This window comes from Novosphingobium sp. BL-S-21 (assembly GCF_055521655.1).
In genome coordinates this window covers 1,502,677-1,519,319 of sequence record NZ_CM145495.1, presented here as the reverse complement: position 1 = coordinate 1,519,319, position 16,643 = coordinate 1,502,677, and the positions used below count along the sequence as shown (strand labels likewise).

At 67.0% G+C, this 16,643-nt stretch carries 11 protein-coding genes and 1 riboswitch; of the genes, 6 read left to right on the top strand and 5 right to left on the bottom strand.

The genetic code is table 11. The annotated features are described in order from the left end of the window. Window positions 1-198: 198 nt before the first annotated feature. From ACZ1J6_RS06035 to ACZ1J6_RS06025, 3 genes are read left to right on the top strand one after another with little or no spacing between them, the layout of a single operon-like run. On the top strand, window positions 199-1,629 hold the full coding sequence (locus tag ACZ1J6_RS06035; RefSeq protein WP_465127083.1) for a TolC family protein: 1,431 nt from the start codon (window positions 199-201) through the stop codon (window positions 1,627-1,629). Next, window positions 1,622-3,766 carry a type I secretion system permease/ATPase gene (locus ACZ1J6_RS06030; RefSeq protein ID WP_134096135.1) on the top strand — a complete coding sequence of 715 codons (2,145 nt, stop codon included), beginning with the start codon at window positions 1,622-1,624 and terminating at the stop codon, window positions 3,764-3,766. Before ACZ1J6_RS06035 ends, ACZ1J6_RS06030 begins: the two co-directional genes overlap by 8 nt. Next, a complete protein-coding gene (locus ACZ1J6_RS06025; RefSeq protein WP_431567852.1) occupies window positions 3,763-4,980 on the top strand; it encodes an HlyD family type I secretion periplasmic adaptor subunit in 1,218 nt (405 codons plus the stop codon). Before ACZ1J6_RS06030 ends, ACZ1J6_RS06025 begins: the two co-directional genes overlap by 4 nt. A gap of 35 nt (window positions 4,981-5,015) precedes the next feature. On the opposite strand, the gene ACZ1J6_RS06020 is transcribed toward ACZ1J6_RS06025, so the two are convergent. The 5 genes from ACZ1J6_RS06020 to ACZ1J6_RS06000 form a co-directional block, all read right to left on the bottom strand. Further along, window positions 5,016-5,528, bottom strand: a complete 513-nt coding sequence (locus ACZ1J6_RS06020; protein WP_431567851.1) for a hypothetical protein — start codon at window positions 5,526-5,528, stop codon at window positions 5,016-5,018. Window positions 5,529-5,744: 216 nt separating this feature from the next. Then, window positions 5,745-7,406 carry a cation:proton antiporter domain-containing protein gene (locus tag ACZ1J6_RS06015; protein ID WP_465127082.1) on the bottom strand — a complete coding sequence of 554 codons (1,662 nt, stop codon included), beginning with the start codon at window positions 7,404-7,406 and terminating at the stop codon, window positions 5,745-5,747. Between the two features lie 247 nt (window positions 7,407-7,653). Further along, window positions 7,654-10,203: a PepSY domain-containing protein gene (locus ACZ1J6_RS06010; RefSeq protein WP_465127081.1), complete on the bottom strand. Its 2,550-nt coding sequence runs from the start codon at window positions 10,201-10,203 to the stop codon at window positions 7,654-7,656. Window positions 10,204-10,373: 170 nt separating this feature from the next. Further along, the gene (locus tag ACZ1J6_RS06005) at window positions 10,374-11,717 is read right to left on the bottom strand and encodes an alpha/beta fold hydrolase (RefSeq protein WP_465127080.1); all 1,344 of its coding nucleotides are present in this window, start codon (window positions 11,715-11,717) and stop codon (window positions 10,374-10,376) included. Window positions 11,718-11,762: 45 nt separating this feature from the next. Further along, window positions 11,763-12,890: a threonine aldolase family protein gene (locus ACZ1J6_RS06000; protein ID WP_431567848.1), complete on the bottom strand. Its 1,128-nt coding sequence runs from the start codon at window positions 12,888-12,890 to the stop codon at window positions 11,763-11,765. Window positions 12,891-12,955: 65 nt separating this feature from the next. After that, window positions 12,956-13,067, bottom strand: a riboswitch (SAM-I-IV-variant riboswitch). 178 nt (window positions 13,068-13,245) lie between these two features. Here ACZ1J6_RS06000 and ACZ1J6_RS05995 point away from each other — a divergent pair. The 3 genes from ACZ1J6_RS05995 to ACZ1J6_RS05985 are packed head-to-tail and all read left to right on the top strand — an operon-like array spanning window position 13,246 to window position 16,600. After that, window positions 13,246-14,901: a sensor histidine kinase gene (locus ACZ1J6_RS05995; RefSeq protein WP_132269348.1), complete on the top strand. Its 1,656-nt coding sequence runs from the start codon at window positions 13,246-13,248 to the stop codon at window positions 14,899-14,901. Then, window positions 14,898-15,560, top strand: coding sequence for a response regulator (locus ACZ1J6_RS05990; protein WP_431567847.1), 663 nt, complete (start codon window positions 14,898-14,900; stop codon window positions 15,558-15,560). The genes ACZ1J6_RS05995 and ACZ1J6_RS05990 overlap by 4 nt, the downstream gene beginning before the upstream one ends. A gap of 2 nt (window positions 15,561-15,562) precedes the next feature. Further along, on the top strand, window positions 15,563-16,600 hold the full coding sequence (locus tag ACZ1J6_RS05985; RefSeq protein ID WP_314468476.1) for a lysylphosphatidylglycerol synthase transmembrane domain-containing protein: 1,038 nt from the start codon (window positions 15,563-15,565) through the stop codon (window positions 16,598-16,600). The last annotated feature ends 43 nt before the right edge of the window (window positions 16,601-16,643 follow it).

Here is a 16,643-nt window from a genome sequence, read left to right as displayed (position 1 = left end):
CTCAGTTCATGAAAGGGGAGCATGGCGTTTACGGAGTGGAGGGTCGCCGGAACGGTGGGAATCGCCGTCCTGGGGATCGTGGGTAGTCGATGTCACGCACAGGAACAGGATAATACGCATGCCGTAATCGCCTCGGGCGAACTGCCGCCGATCGGTAGGCAGGAAGTTCTCCCGCCGGGCACCGCGACCTCAGGCACCGTGGCGCCGCAATCCGCGGCGCCCGGTGTCGGTGCTGCGCCGAACGCCGTCTCTGCGGCGAGCGGCGCTGCCGTACCGCAAGATGGCCGGGCTGGCTGGGCGCAGGCTGTTCCACCGCCGCCGCAAGGCCTGCCTCCCGGCTCCGGTCAGGCAGCTTCCGGGCAGCCGGGCGAAGAGCAGTCCGATGCTCCGTTAGTGCCGGGCCGGCTCGATCTCTCCGATGCCGTGGTGCTCACCTTGATGCGCCACCCGGAGATTTCGCGCGCCAACGCTGCCCTGGCGCGGGGGCGGGCCGATCTCGGCGCGGCCAAGTCTGCCTGGACGCCACAGGTTTCCTATCAGGCCAATCTCGGACCGAACATGCTTTCCGGCCGCAACACGTCCGGTTTCAACGAAAACATGGCCGGGCCGAGCGTCTATCTGCAGCAGCAGGTCTGGGATTTCGGCCGCTCCAAGGGAGAGATCGGCGCCGCCCGTTCAACCATGCGTCAGCGCCGATATGAATTGGAATCCGTCGCGGACCAACTGGCGGAGCAGGGCGCCATGGCTTTCCTGGAGGTCAAGCGCTTCGAACTGCTTTCGGTAGAGGCCCGCAAGCAAGTGGAAGAGCTGGAACGGCTGCGCCACCTGATCGGCCTGCGGGTCAACGCCGGCGTGTCCGACAAGTCGGACCTCATGCTCGCCGATGTCCGGGTGGAAAGCGCCCGGGGAGAGGCGATCCAGGCGGAAACCTCGCTCGCCGTTGCGCAGTCCGGCCTGCTCAATCTCATCGGCGATCTTCCGCAGAGCTATGAGGACCCGACCGCACAGATATCCCGCTTCGAGACGGGCGACGACGAGCCGGACTATGACAAGCTGCCCGCGGTGGTGGCCACGGAACAGGCAGAACATGCCGCCGCCTCGAAGATCGGCCAGGCCAAGGCCGAACGCTACCCCCGGCTGGGCCTCCAACTCGGCTACACGCGCAACAACTACACCTACAATACGCGCGACAATTCCTTCGCGGGGATGGTGACCGTTACTGGAGACCTCTATCGCCGCAGCAACCACTACCTGATCGAGGCCGCAGAGGAAGATCGGCGCGGGGCCGAGGCGGCGCGTGATTCCGCAGTGCTGGAAGCGCGGGGCAAGGCGCTTTCGGCCCGCCAGCAAATTCGCGCCGGGCAGGCCCGCATCTCGGCATATTCCCGCCAGGAAGAGCAGGCTGTCACCGCCAGCCGCATCTTCTTCGAGGAATACAAGCTGGGCAAGCGCACCCTTACGGAATTGCTGAACACCCAGCTTGAGATCTACCGCGCAGCCAGTTCGCGCATCGCTGCGCAATACGACATCATGGAAGCGCGCGTCCGTTTCGAAAACGTCAGCGGCACCTTGCGGCCTTCGCTCGGCCTGCCTGCCCGCCTGCGTGAGGAGGAAGACTTCGATGGCTGACAGCGCCGATATCGTCCAGCCGCCCTGGACCGCCGCCGTCGCGGCCCTCGGCACTTTGAAAGGCGTGCCGGTGGGCGCGCAGGAACTGGCGAAACGCCTCTACTGGTCCGAAGGCCTGGACGCCGAGAAGACCCTTGTCCACGCCGCGCGCCTCTCGGGGCTGGACTTCCAGATCGTGAACATGCGCGTTGACGACGTGCCGCAATTGCTGCTCCCGGCCATCGTCGAACTCAACGACCAGAGCACGGCGATCCTACACGCCCGGGACGGGCTGGGCGTGCGCGTTTCCATGCCCGGAATGCGGCACGATGCGCCCGTGGAACTGTCGCTCGACACGTTCCGCGGCCGCACCACCGGCCGCGTCGGTTTCGTGGAGCCGCTCTCCACGCGTTCGCGCGACGCCCGGCTGGACGAATTCCTGCGGGCACCTTCGCGGTCCTGGCTGTGGGACATCATCATGGCCGACCGGCGCGGCTATGGCGAAGTGGTGCTCGGCTCGGTCTTCGGCAATCTCCTCACGTTCGCGACCTCGCTCTTCGCCATGCAGGTGTGGGACCGGGTGATCCCGGCCCAGTCCGTCCCCACGCTATGGGTGCTGGCGCTGGGGACCGGGCTGGCGCTGTTCCTGGAACTGTTGCTGCGCACGGCGCGCGTCCAACTGGTGGACCGCATCGGCCGGCGCGCCGACATCGCGATTTCCTCGCGCATTTTCGCCCGCGCGCTGGACATCCGCAACGATGCCCGTCCGCGCTCGACCGGCGCGCTGATCGCCCAGTTGCGCGATGTCGAGCAGATACGCGAAATGCTGACGTCCACCACCGTTTCGGCGATGATCGACCTGCCGTTCATCCTGCTGTTCCTGGTGCTCTTCGCCTTCCTGGCGGGACAATTGACCTTCGTGCTGATCGGCGCGGCTGTCCTGATCCTGCTGCCGGGACTGCTGCTTCAGCGCCCGCTGGCTCGCCTCGCCACCGAAGGCATGCGGGAAGGGGCGCTGCGCAACGCGATCCTGGTCGAATCGATCGAACGGATCGACGAGATCAAGTCGGCACAGGCCGAAGCCCGTTTCCAGTCGCTTTGGGAACGCCTGACCCTTGCCGGTACCCGTGTCGGCGCCGAACAGCGCTTCCTTTCCGCGCTGTTCGTCAACTGGACGCAGACGCTTCAGCAACTCGCCTATACGGCCGTGGTCGTGGCGGGTGCTTTCAAGGTCATGGAAGGCGACATGACGATGGGCGCGCTGATCGCCTGTTCGATCCTCACCAGCCGCGCACTGGTCCTGTTCGTGCCGTTCGGGCAGATATTCACCCGCTGGCAGAATGCCAAAGTGGCGATGACCGGGTTGGAGGATCTGTTCGACAAGCCGGTGGATCACGATCCCGAGCGCGGCCTGCTGCGCCGGGCGACGCTCAACGGCTACTATGAAATCAAGGATTTGACATACGCCTACGATCCCGATGGACCGCTTGCACTGAAAGTGGAGCGTCTGTCGATCCGCGCCGGGGAGCGCGTGGCATTCCTCGGCCGGATCGGCGCGGGCAAGTCCACACTGCTGCGCTTGCTGTCGGGCCTTGCCTGGCCGACCAGCGGCGAAGTGCTCCTGGACGGGACGAACCTGACGCTTATCAACCCCGTCGATGTCCGCCGCGACACGGCCTATCTGGGGCAGGGCGCGCAGCTCTTCCTGGGCACCATCCGCGAAAACCTGCTGATCGGCGCGCCGGGCGTGAACGACGAGCAGATCCTCCACGCTCTGGCCGTAACCGGGGGGCTGCCGCTCGTGCAGAACCAGCCGCAAGGTCTCGACCTGTTGCTACAGGAAGGCGGCGCCGGGCTGTCCGGCGGGCAACGGCAGACGCTGCTCCTGACGCGCGCCCTGCTGCGCAACAGCAACATCCTCCTGCTCGACGAGCCTTCCGCCCCGCTCGACGACATCAGCGAGCGGGCGCTCGTCGCCAACCTTGGGCAATGGCTGCGCGGCCGCACGCTCGTGGTCACAACCAATCGGCCGGGTCTGCTCGAACTGGTGGATCGTATCGTCGTCATAGACTCCGGCCGCATCGCGCTGGATGGGCCGAAGGAGAAAGTGCTCGGCGCCCTGGCCGGACCGGCCGGGATCAGGGAGAAGCAGGTATGACGGCCGGTAACCCCACAAGCGCGATTGCCGGCGGCGGCTTGCTCGAGGGCCTGCGCGGAGAGGAAGACAGCCGCTGGCTGCGAACCGTGGGGCGGCTGCGGATCATCCCGATCCTCTCGGTGGGCATCCTGGCCTTCCTGGTCTGGAGCTATTTCGGTGTGCTGGACGAAGTGACGGTCGGTTCCGGCAAAGTCACGCCGCCGTCGCGCTCGCAGGTGATCCAGAGCCTTGAGGGCGGGATCGTCAACGGCATCTTCGTGCATGAAGGCGATATCGTCCGCCCCCATGAAAAGCTCGCCACGCTCGACCGCGCGCGCTTCAGTTCGATGCTGGGCGAGGCGGAGGCGAAAGCGCGGGCGCTGGAGGCGACCGCCGCGCGGCTGGAGGCTGAAATCAGCGGGGGCAGTCCCAACTTTCCCGCGTCGGTCAAGGATACCCCCGGTCTCATGGCGCGTGAGCTGGAGCTGATGCGATCACGGCGCCAGAACCTTGATGTCGCGACGGCCAGCATGCGGCAGTCTCTGGCCCTGACCCGCCGCCAATTGGCCATGACCGAGCCGCTCGTCGATCTGGGCGCTGCGAACCAGGTGGAGATCATTCAGCTTCGCCGGCAGGAGAACGAGATACAGGCCAAGCTCGATTCAATGCGTAACCAGTACGTCATCGATGCCAGCGCGGACTATGCAAAAGCGCGGGCGGAACTGGACCAGGTCACCCAGGTCATCGGCGGTCGCCGCGACCAGCTGGACCGCACGATCCTCTATTCACCCGTTCGCGGCATCGTGAAGAACCTGGAAGTGACCACCATCGGCGGCGTGATCCAGCCGGGCGGTTCGCTGATGGAAATCGTGCCGCTGGAGGACCAGCTCCTGATCGAATCCCGCGTGCAGCCGCGGGACATCGCCTTCATCCGTCCGGGGCAGCCTGCGACGGTGAAAATCACCGCATACGATCCCTCGATCTACGGCACCCTGGCCGGGACGGTCGATCGCATCTCCCCCGATACGCTTCAAGACGAGGTCCATCGCGATCAGGTCTATTACCGTGTCTATGTGCGGACCCAGCGTTCGACCTTGCGCGCCAAGAACGGCCATGAATATGCGATCATGCCTGGCATGGTGTCGACCGTGGAGATCAGGACCGGGCGGAAGACGATCCTGCAATACCTCATGAAGCCCATCAACAAGGCAGCCGAAGCGATGCGCGAACGCTAGAAAACGCCGGACTTGCTTAGGTAGCAATCATCCTGTCAGACGCGCTGGCAGGACGAATTGGGAACCCGGCCCGGCGTCTTGCCGAACTTGGCTTGCACCCGGGCAAGGAAAGGACGGCTGCGCGCCTTCGGTTCCGGATCGCTGCAGCATGTGGCTTTCCACGTTCGCGCGCGGACCTCCAGATCCTGATTGGCGGCAAGCTGGGTGCGGTCTCCGAGTGTCTCGGTCGAGGATTCGCCTGTGTTGCAGATGTCGTCCACGCGGGCGACGGGGCCGCCCGCGCCGCCGCCTCCACCGGCTCCGCCGCCACCACCTCCGCCACCGCCCCCGGCTCCTCCCCCGCCGCCGCCGCCACCGCCGGCTCCCCCGCCGCCGTTTCCGCCGCCGGCATGTCCGCCGGACTTGGCGATGGCGGGCGAAGTTAGTGTCGTGGAAAGGAGCATGGTCATGGTTGGCGGCACCAGCAGCGAATATTTACCGCAGGCGGTCAGGAACGAGCGGCGATCGCTCTCCCCATCCGGTCCATTGAAGATTTTGGGCTTTTCCATGACTTATCTCCGCATTCCGCCCCAGTCATGAAAGTACAGGAACGTCGCGGGCTGTTAAGCCGCTCTTGAGGATGGCCCGCCCTCACCAGATTTTCGAAGCGCTACGCCGTATGGCGCCGGCAGCTAACACGCTTTTGCAGGGCCGCTTCGGATAGCTTAGGAGAAATTCACCATTCCCGCCCGGCGATCAGCCAAATGGAGGAACCGGGGCCGCATTCAGGTGGGCTCGCCGCTGCCCTGGCGCCGCGACGATTGCAGAAGCTCCAGCAGGCGGCGGGCGATCTCGCGTTCACCCATCACGACATGGTCCGCGCCGATCTTTTCGAGGTGATCGACCTCCTCGTCGGAATGCGCCCGTGCGAGGATCTGGATGTCGGGATTTCGCTGACGGGCATGCTGGGCGATCACGCCGGCTTCGAAACCCTCCGGTATGGCGATCATCAACCGCGTGGCTTCGCCGATGCCCGCTTCTTCGAGAACATCCATGCTGGAGGCATTTCCCTCGACCACTTCATGGCCGATCTCCCGCGCCGAACGGGCCAGGTCGGCGCGTTCTTCCACGATGACCATCTGGCGGGCCTCGCCGGAGATGCCGTCCGCCACCAGCCGTCCGACCCGGCCGTAGCCGACCAGCACCACGCGCTCTCCGGCCGCGGATGGCGCGCGTCTTGCACTCTCCGACGCGGCCACGGACTTGACGATGCTGTGCCGCCCGGCCAGCCAGCGGAAGAGCAGGGGATTGGCGAAGATCGAGAAGATCGCACCGGCCAGGATGAGGTCGCGCCCCTCTTCGGGCAGGACGCCAAGTTTGACGCCGAGCGCGGCCAGCATGAAGGAGAACTCGCCGATCTGGGCGAGACCGGCGGCGACCGTCAGCGCGGTATGCAGCGAGTGGCCGAAGAACCGCACGATGGCGATGGCGGCCAGGGATTTGCCGAGGATGACGATCAGCACCGTGGCCAGAACCGCGCCGCCATGCTCCACCACCACCGCCGGGTCGAACAACATGCCGACCGAGACGAAGAACAGTACGGCGAAAGCATCGCGCAGCGGCAGGGTCTCTTCGGCTGCGCGGCGGCTGAGCTGCTTCTCGCCCATGACCATGCCGGCGAAGAAGGCGCCCAGCGCGAAGGAGACGTCGAAGACATAAGCCGCTCCGAACGCGACGCCCAGTGCGATCGCCAGGACCGCGAGGCGGAACAGCTCGCGCGAGCCGGTATGCGCGGTCCAGTGCAGCGCGGCCGGGATCACCCGCTTGCCGACGATCAGCATGAGCGCGATGAAGCCGCCGACTTTCGCCAGGGTCAGGCAGATCATCCACGCCAGTTCCATGCCCGATTGCGCTCGTCCGTTGGCCAGGCCGGCGAGCGCGGGCAGCAGCACGAGAACCAGCACCATGGCCAGATCCTCGACGATCAGCCAGCCGACCGCGATGCGGCCGCGTTCGGTGTCCATCAGCTTGCCGACCTGCATCGCTCTCAGCAGCACCACGGTGCTGGCCACCGACAGCGCGAGGCCGAACACCAGGCCGCCGGCAAGGTTCCAGCCGAGCCAGGTCGCCAGCCCCGCTCCCAGCGCGGTGGCGAAGGCGATCTGGAGCACGGCACCGGGCACGGCAATCTTGCGGACCGAGAGCAGGTCGCGGACGGAAAAGTGCAGGCCGACGCCGAACATCAGCAGGATCACGCCCAGCTCCGCCAGTTCGTTCGCCAGCGCGCTGTCCGCCACGACGCCCGGCGTGAACGGGCCGACCAGCACTCCGGCGAAGAGATAGCCGGCGACCGGCGATATCCTCAGCCGGTGGGCAAGAGCGCCCATCGCGAAGGCGGCGACCAGACCGGCGACGACCGTTGCGACGAGAGGCGTACTATGGGGCAATCGGGACTCCTGGCGTGTTTCACCACCGGCGAATCCTTCACTCCACGGTCGAGACGAAAGCGACGGCGATTGCGGCCGCGACCATCGATCCGACCAGCAGGAGCGGCAGCAGCCACCCCGGAGCCATGTTACGCCTACGGACCATCGCCGGTTCCTTTCCGCTTGCGTTGACGAACCGCATATTGCTCAGGAACCGGCTTCCTGTTGGTGTCCAGCGCGTTTCGGAATGTTTCTCTGGGCCGGGGCCTCAATAGATGTCGCGGCGGTAGAGCCCGGCTTCGGCCATCCCTTCCAGGCGCTCGTCGCCAAGCGCCGCGCGCAATGCGGCGTCGACGGCGGGGGCCATGCCCTGAAGGCTGCCGCAGACCATGATCGCCGCGCCGTTTTCCACCCAGTCGCGCAAGTCGGCTTCGGCCTCGGCGCAAAGGTGCTGGACGTAGCGCCCGCAATCAGCATCGCGTGACCAGGCGCGGTCGAGCCGGGTGAGGGTGCCGCGTGCCAGCCAGTGCTCGATCTCGTCAGGCAGCAGGGCGTCGTGATCGCGATTGCGCTCACCGAACAGCAGCCAGTGACCGCCGCGCCCAGCCGCTTCGGAAGCGCGCAAATGGCCGCGCAGTCCGGCAAGGCCTGTGCCGTTGCCGATCAGGATCATCCGCCGCGGTCCGGCAGGGCCGGCCACGGGCGCGTGGAAGCCTTCATTGCCGCGCAGCCGCAGGGCGATTTCGCTGCCGAGCGGGGCGAAATGCGTCAGCCAGCCAGAACCCAGCCCCAGGGTGCCGTCGGTTCGTTCGACTTGCCGGATGAGCAGGTCGAGGCGGCCGTCCGCCGGGATCGATGCAATCGAATATTCGCGGTGAGGCAGCGGGCGCAGCGCGGCCAAAAGTTCCTCTGCAGCGGCGACGGGATGGTCGGGAATCAGCGCCAGGGCGAGGTGGTGGGCCAGCGGCTGGCCCCTCGCCATCTCCGACCCGGCCAGGCCGCAGTGGGCCAGATAGGCCGCGACGCGGGCGGGATCGTTGGCGCCGGGCAGCACTTCGGCAATGTCGCCGGCCTGCCAGGCAGCGCTGCCGTCGCAGGGCTCCAGACTGACGAGGAAGGCGGGGCCGCCGGCACTTCCGGCGTTGAGCCGGCGCCGGTAGGCCAGCCGCCAGCGGGAATAGGCGGCAGGTTCCCAGTCCGGCATGTCCGGCTCGGCGCCAAGCGCGGCGAGCTGCTGCTGCCACTGGCGCTGGGCGTCGGTGTCGTCACCGTCGACCTCGATCATGTCGAACAGGCGGCGGGCGCCGCCGGCATGGAGCCAGCGGTCTACCGAATGGCCGAAGGCGCAGAACTCGGGATATTCGCGGTCACCCAGCGCCAGCACGGCATATTCGAGATGATCGGCGCCGGGAGGCGTCGCCATGGTCTGGCGTGCGAAGCGGCGCGCCGGGTCCGGCGGTTCGCCTTCACCATACGTGCTGACCACGAAGAGCGCGCGGTCGACTTCGGAGAGCACGCTTTCGTCCACGGCCGAAAGCGGCAGCACGCGCGCGCCGCCCAGTGCCGAGGCGGTCTGCCGGGCGAGACGCTCGGCGCCGCCGGTCTGGCTGGCGAAGGCGATCAGCATGTCGCCGATCCCGCCTGCGGTGCCGGGGTTGCCTGCGGGCTGGCTCGCCGCGGCTTCGGCCACTTCCGCCAGGGCGCGCTTGCGCTTGCGGCGGGCGAGATAGAGCAGCAGGCCGGTGACCGTGAACAGGGGCATCGTCAGGCTGGTCAGCAGGAGCAGGATGCGTCCGCCGATGCCGAAGAAGGCGCCGCGGTGCAGCTCGTACATGCAGGTGGTGATGACCTTGCCGAGATTGCGGTCGGCATAGCGGTCCGCCTTGACGAGCTTGCCCGTCGCAAGGTCCACCTTGAGATCGTCGGTCATGCGGTCGTGGCGGGCATCGGCCAGCAGGACCCGGAACGTCGCGGGTTCGTGCCCTTCTGGCAGCGTGACGGAAATGGAGCTGTAGCGGCCGTCCATGGCGGTTATCACGGTGGGCCAGGCGCGCAGGAGGCGCGGCGGGGCTGCGGGGTCCTCGGCATGGTCGGGCTTTGCGCCGCCGTGTCCGCCTTCCTCGCGGCTGGTCTTGCCGGTGAGGGTGTAGAGCACGCCCTGGCGGTACCAGTCGTAGGACCACCAGAGGCCGGTCATGGCGCTGAGCAGATAGACCAGGGCCACCCAGCCGCCGATGACGGCATGGAGCGCGCGATAGAGATTGCGGCCGCTCTTCCTGAGATCGAGCACGAGCCAGGCCCGCCAGTCGAACGTGCGACGCGGCCAGCGCAAATAGAGACCGGAAATGGCGAAGAACACCAGCGAGATCGCCGAGAAGGCCGTGATCTGGCGGCCGATGCCATTGGGGCCGCCGGGCAGGGCCAGCCAGCGGTGCAGGTTCTCGATCGTGCGGAAGAAGCCCGCGCCGGTCGCCTGGCCCAGCAGCATGCCGCTATGCGGGTCGACATAGCTGCGCTCGCCGCGCCGCTCACCTTCCCGGGCCGCGAACTGGACGGTCCAGGCCGCGGCGGGATCGCTCTCCACGTTCAAGCGCTCCACGGCCTGGCCGGGCCGCTGGGCGGCGGCGCGGGCGATCACTTCGTCGGGCGAGAGGGCGGGGCCGGTCGCGTGGGAGAGCGTGACGATGCCCGGGCTGAGGGCGCGCATGATCTCGTTCTCGAAACTCAGCGTGGCGCCGGTCAAACCCATGACCGCCAGCACGAAGCCGGCCGTGATTCCGAGGAACCAGTGAATTTGGAACAATACTTGCCGCGTCACCCTGATCGCTTTCCGAAAATCTGGTGGCGCCACTCACCGTTACCCTGGAAAGCAGGTGCCGATAAGCATCCCGAACTTTCGCCAGCTTCCCCTCCATTTGCTCCGCTAATGCGATACAATCGCAATAGCAATGGGGATTTCACACGTTTGCGGGATCGACGGGGCGAGCGCTATTCGTCCAGGTCGCGGAGGTTGAGCGCCTGTCGCAGGGCCTCGACGGCCGGGATGGTCTCTTGCGCGGGCGTTCGCGTCCAGTAGTCCAGGTGCTGGAAGCGCAGGCGCTTGCCCGGTAGCTTCACGTCCTTCACGCCGGCGCCGAAATGGCGCGCCACCGGGCCGGAGATGGGATCTCCCAGAACCAGCAGCGAGGTGGGAAACCAGTGGTTTGTCCAGACGGTCGGCGCGAAAGGCGCCGCGTGATGGGGGATACGCGCGCCTTTGCCTTCGGGATAGGAGAACTGCCGGTTCCGCTCACTCCAATATTCGAAAAGCGGCGGGTCGACGGGAAATTCGCGCCGGTTCTTTCGGCGCTCGAAGGCGGCGGCATCATCGGCCAGCAGCAGGTCCGCCTTGCCCAGCGGCGAGCCGAGCGTCACCAGGTCGCTCACCAGCCAGGGGGCTTCCGGAACACCGGCCAGGGCGCGGCGATAGGCGCGCTGGGCATTGCGCCAGGCGGGCAGGGCGGTTTCCTCCAGGGCAGAACCGCCGCCGCGCCGGGCCGCCTCGAGTACCGCCCCGGCCTTCTCCAGCGCGGTCAGTCGTTCCAACAGGGGCGAGCCGGCGGCATGGAGCGCCTGGAGGCGAAGCGGATCGAGCTGCGCCCAGGCCTGGGTCAGGATGTCATAGGCGATCACGGAGCCGAGGCTGTGGCCGACCAGCACGATCCGGTCGTACTCGCCGCTTTCGGTCAGCTTGCGCAGCAGCTCGACGCCGCCGGCCCGGATCCGCTGACGGGCTTCGACATTGTCCGGCTCCGCGCGCAAGTAGCGTGCCGCGTCGCCGACATAGGGCACCAGCATGCCCACGATCACGCTCGTGAGCGCCGGGCCGATCAGGCCGGGCAGCAGCGTCCACCAGAGGCGGTGATCCGCTTCGTCGCCGGACAGGAGCTGCCAGGCGACGATGGCAATGGTGATCGCAAGACCCACCAGCCAACCCGCGATCCAGTAGGGCAGGTAGGCGCGCGGAATGCTCTGCGGGCTGCGGAAGAACAGGGAGGCGACCCAGCGGCCGATCCCGGCCACCGTGTTGCCGATCATCATGTGCGCCCAGTAATACTCGAAGAAATCGACGCGGCGGGGATCGGGCGGGTCGAAGTAACGTGTCGTCACCCGGCGCAGCTCGAAATTGTCCGAAGTGACGTCGGGCTTGGAGTAGACGGTATTGTCATAGCCCGCGACGAGCGAGCGGTCTTTCGACCATGCCGCGTCGATGAAGCTCCAGAGCGTGTCCATCGGCCGCTGCTCGCCGATGCCGTGGACGAGAATGACTGCCGTTTTGCGCACTTCTGCCAAGGATCGCCCCCCGTCTCGTCACGAAGGGCGATCGTAACATGCAAGTTATGCGGTGTTTACTGCCAATTCCTCAGAGCTTCTCTGAAAATTCGCGGTCCCCGAACCTTGCGGCACGAGGTTATTTTCCCGCGCCAGCGCGATCACATCGGCGGCGAGACGGTCGACTTGGGCGGGGTCGGCATCCCAGGCGAACATGAACCGCGCACCGCCGCCGATGAACGTGTAGAAACGCCATCCCCGGGCGCGCAGCCCGTCCAGCACCGGCTCGGGCGCGGCCAGGAAAACGGCATTGGCCTCCACCGGGAAGATCAGATCCAGTCCTTCGATCCCGGTGACGGCGCCGGCCAGCCGGCGGGCGCAGGCATTGGCGTGGCGGGCATTGCCCAGCCAGGCGCCGGTTTCCAGCACGCCGATCCACGGCGCCGAAAGGTAGCGCATCTTCGAGGCGAGCTGGCCGGCCTGCTTGCAGCGATAGGCGAAGTCCTCGGACAGCGCGTGGTCGAAGAAGATCACCGCTTCGCCCGCCGCCATGCCGTTCTTGGTGCCGCCGAAGCAGAGCACGTCCACGCCGGCCTGCCACGTGATCTGCGCCGGCGCGCAGTCCAGGGCGGCGCAGGCATGGGCGAAACGGGCGCCGTCCATGTGCAGCTTCAGCCCGAGTTCGCGGCAGGTGGCGGAAATCGCCTCGATCTCGGCCACGGTATAGACCTGCCCGGTTTCGGTGGGCTGGGTGATCGTGACGACGCGGGGCTTGGGGAAGTGGATGTCCGAGCGGCCGGTCGCCAGGCCGCGGATGGCGGCGGGGGTCAGCTTGCCGTCGGCGCTTTGGGCGACGAGCAGCTTGGAGCCGTTGGAGAAGAACTCCGGCGCGCCGCACTCGTCCGTCTCGACATGGGCCGAGGACGAGCAGATCACCGAGTGGTAGGACTGGCACAGCGCGGCCAGCGCCAGCGAATTGGCGGCCGTGCCGTTGAAGGCGAAATAGACGTCGCAGTCAGTGGCGAAAAGGTCGCGGAAGGCGTCGGCGGCGCGGCGCGTCCATTCGTCCTCGCCATAAGCGGTCGCAGAGCCGCGGTTGGCCTGCTCCATGGCGTTCCAGGCTTCCGGGCAGATGCCGGCATAGTTGTCGCTGGCGAACTGCTGCGTGGGTCCTGAGGGGAACTGTTCGGACATGCGGTCTTCCTTCTGGCGCGCGATGGACTTCGGGCGAGCCGGGAAGGAACGACGGCGATGCAGCTGGAAAACCCGTTTGTTGCCGGTCCGGCCACATCCCTTCGCATGTCTGCGAAGGTACCACCTTGCTCGGGAGCAGGTTGGTGCCGGGCGCGATCCCGACTCTTGATGCTGGGGCGCTGACTAGGCCCGGCGCCCGAATTCGTCAACCGGTTCTGCGGATTCGACCGCTCACTTATCCCTTTTCGCAGGCCGATCAGCAGTAAGTCTGACTCGACGAAATTGCGGCAGCTTCGTAGCTTTTTCCTACGCTTCCGGCCGTTATGCCGCGCGGGCGCGAGGAACCGAAGAACACATGGGGCGGACTTTCGACGCGACGGCATCCGGCGTCAGCCGGGCACGCAATGCCTTGCTGATCACCGATCCCAATCGGCTGATCAGCTATGGACGGCTGATTACGGCGATCTTCGCCGTCATCGCCATCTATCTCGACCCCACCCAGCCCAGCCGCTACCGCGCGGAAGTGCAGGACGTGCTGGCGATCTACCTCGTCATGGCGATCGTGCTGGTGGCCGTGCCGATCCGGCGGCCGGTCGATAGTCCGGTCCATTTCCTCGTCCATGTGCTGGACACCGCCATTCTCGGCTGGCTGGCGTTCCTGACCAACGAACTGACCAGCCCCTTCTTCTCGTTCCTGCCCTTCACCTTGCTGGCGATGACCGTGCGCTGGGGCTTCATGGGCGCCATGATCGGCGCGGTCATGCTGGAAGTGGTGCTGTTCACGATCGGCATTCCCGACATCCTCGACGGGGAATCGGAACTGAACGTGCTGATCATCCGCACCGTCTACTTCCTGGTCTGCGCGGTGATGCTCGGCTATTTCGGCGCCTACCGCGAGAGCAGCCGCGAACGGCTGGCGCGCCTGGCGGGCTGGCCGATGGATGCGGGCGTCGGCGACCGGCGCGGCTGGCTGGCGGAACTCTGCGGCCATTCCGGCGCGATCACCGGCTGCGAAAGCCTGATCCTCATCTGGCGCGAGCAGGACGAGCCGACCGGGTTCATCGCCCACTGGCGCAAGGAAGGCCTGCGCCTGCTGCCGCTCGACCCGGCGACGTTCCGCAGCGTCTTCGCGGAGGCGCGGCTGGACTTCATGGACCGCACCCGCGCCAGCCTCGTCAGCCCCGCAGAAATGTCCGGATTGACGCTGGCGCTCGATGCGCTGGGATTGCCGCGACCCCTGCCGCACGACTATGCCGTGCGCTCCGGCTTTTCGGGCCTGCGCTTTCGCGGCGCGATGATCGTGGTGGATCCGGACGGCCGCCCCGAAGATGCCCTGGCCCTGACCGAGATCATCGCCGCACGCACCGGTTCCGAGCTGGAGCACGTCGAGCTGGTGGCACGGCGCGCCGACAGTGCCCGTGCCGAGGAACGCAGCCGCTTGGGGCAGGACCTGCACGACAGCGTGCTCCAGGATCTCACGGCGACCAGCCTGAAATTGCGCAGCCTGGCCGCCCGTGAACCCGACGTGGCGCAGGACCTCAAGGCGATCGAGGAACTCGTCACCGAGCAGCAGCGGCGCATTCGCCGCTTCGTGGAGGAACAGCGCGACGTCTATGCGGACCAGCCCACCGACATGGTGGCGGACTTGCGCCGCCAGGCGGACCTGCTGGAGAAGAAATGGGGCGTTACCGTCGCTTTCGACTGGCACGGCCGCTCCACCCACTTGCCGCGCAACCTGGTGGAGGAAGTGATCGCGCTGTTCTCCGAGGCGACGGCCAATGCCGTGCGCCACGGGTCGGCCACTCGCGTCGCACTGGAAGCGCGGCGCGTGGGCAGCGCGCTCGAACTCGGCGTGGTGGACAACGGGCGCGGCCTGGGACCGGCGGCGAACGGGATCGGCCCGGTTTCGCTCCGCAGCCGCGCCATGCAGCTCGGCGGCTCGATCGCGCTCAATGACAGTGCCGACGGGCTGCGCGTCACCATGGTCATCCCGCTGGACGAGGCGGCATGAGCGTCGTGAACCTCAAGACCTGCCGGGTCCTCGTTGCCGACGACCATCCGCTGCTGCTGCGCGGGCTGGCCGACCTGCTCCAGGCGACTCGCGAAGTCGAACTGGTGGAAGCGACGGGCAGCGGTACGCGCGCCTTGGCGGTGATCCGCGACAAGCGGCCCGAAGTCGCCGTGCTCGACGTGTCGATGCCCGATGTCGGCGGACTGGCGATCCTGCGTGCCATTCGCGAGAACGGCTGGCCTGTGCGGGTCATATTCCTCTCGGCCACGATGACCGGAAGGCAGATCGCCGAGGCCATCGGGCTTGGCGTCTGGGGCTTGCTGCTGAAGGACTATGCCTCGGATTCGCTGCTGGATTGCCTGCATGAGGTCATGGCCGGCCACAAGTGGCTGCCCGAAGACCTCGTGGCCAAGGCCAAGCGCGGCGGCGGCGTCGATATCGGCGGCGAGATCGCCAGCCTGACGCCGCGCGAAAAGGAGATCAGCGCCCTGGTCTGCCGGGGCTTCTCGAACAAGGCCATCGCCGGGATGGTGGGATCGACCGAAGGCACGGTGAGCATCCACCTGCACAACATCTACCGCAAGCTCGACATTTCCAGCCGCACCACCCTGGCCACGCTTTTCGTCAAGTATCAGTCCCAGATCAGCGACAACGGCTGACCATGGACCGGGCAGCGGCAGGAGCGGAGGGCGACGCCGGCAGCAAAAAGGGCGGCGGACAACTCCGCTTCTGGCTCGGCGCCCTGGTTGGCGCGGTGTTCCTGGGGCTGCTCTGGACTTCGGTGGACATGGCGGCCGTGGGCGCCTTGCTGGCGCGGGCGAGCTGGCCGCCGCTGGTGCTGGCGCTGCTTGCCTATGGGCTCGATTTCCTGCTCCGCGCCTGGCGGTTTCGCGTCCTGCTCGATCCGGGCGGGCGGCAAGTGCCGTTCGGGCCGAGCGTTGCGCCTTTCGTCGCCAGCTTCGGGATCAGCGACATACTGCCGTTCCGCCTCGGCGACGTGTTCCGCGTTTACTGGTTCCACCGCAGTTTCTCGCTGCCGATGGGCCATGTGCTCGGCGCCATGGTGGTGGAGCGCGTGCTCGATCTCGTCTCGATCCTGATGGTCGCCGGGCTGGCGCTGCTTCTGGTCGACACGGCCTTGCCGGCCGAGATCGTGGCGCAGTTTCGCCTCGTGCTGTTAGTGGCGGTAGGGGCGAGCCTGCTCGTCCTGCTCTCGCCCGGCGCGATCGAGGCGGTGGCCGGATGGGCCGAACGCACGTTTCCCGTGTCTCTGGTGGCCCGCATTGCCCAGACCGCCCGCTCGGTGGCGGGGGCCGTGCGCGGCACCGGCGATCCGCGCCGCATTCTGGGCATGGTCCTGCTGTCCTTTGCGCTCTGGCTGCTGGAAAGCCTCGTCATGCTCGGTGCTTGGGTGAGCCTGGGCGGAGAGGTGGGCGGTGCATTGAAACCGCTGGTGGCCTTTGCATTCTCGACCTTGGGCACGCTGGTTCCCGCGCTGCCGGGCCATTTCGGGTCGTACGAATTCTTCGGCATGCTCTCCTACCGCGCCGTCGGCGTCGATGCCGAGCAGGCGACGGCGACGATCCTGCTGGCCCATCTGCTGCTCTGGCTGCCGACCGCGCTGTTCGCGCTGGGTTGGCTGGTATCGATGCGGCGTGAGTCTCCGCTGCTGGTCATGAAGGCGGGCCAGGCCGGCTAGGCTTGCGCCGCAGCGTGAGGCATGCGCCGGGACACCGGAAGGC

Bases quoted from the DNA above. Each gene is read 5' to 3' on its own strand.
- ACZ1J6_RS06030 (WP_134096135.1), top strand. From the start codon at position 1,622: ATGGCTGACAGCGCCGATATCGTCCAGCCGCCCTGGACCGCCGCCGTC.
- ACZ1J6_RS06025 (WP_431567852.1), top strand. From the start codon at position 3,763: ATGACGGCCGGTAACCCCACAAGCGCGATTGCCGGCGGCGGCTTGCTC.
- ACZ1J6_RS06020 (WP_431567851.1), bottom strand. From the start codon at position 5,528: ATGGAAAAGCCCAAAATCTTCAATGGACCGGATGGGGAGAGCGATCGC.
- ACZ1J6_RS06000 (WP_431567848.1), bottom strand. From the start codon at position 12,890: ATGTCCGAACAGTTCCCCTCAGGACCCACGCAGCAGTTCGCCAGCGAC.
- ACZ1J6_RS05995 (WP_132269348.1), top strand. From the start codon at position 13,246: ATGGGGCGGACTTTCGACGCGACGGCATCCGGCGTCAGCCGGGCACGC.
- ACZ1J6_RS05990 (WP_431567847.1), top strand. From the start codon at position 14,898: ATGAGCGTCGTGAACCTCAAGACCTGCCGGGTCCTCGTTGCCGACGAC.
- ACZ1J6_RS05985 (WP_314468476.1), top strand. From the start codon at position 15,563: ATGGACCGGGCAGCGGCAGGAGCGGAGGGCGACGCCGGCAGCAAAAAG.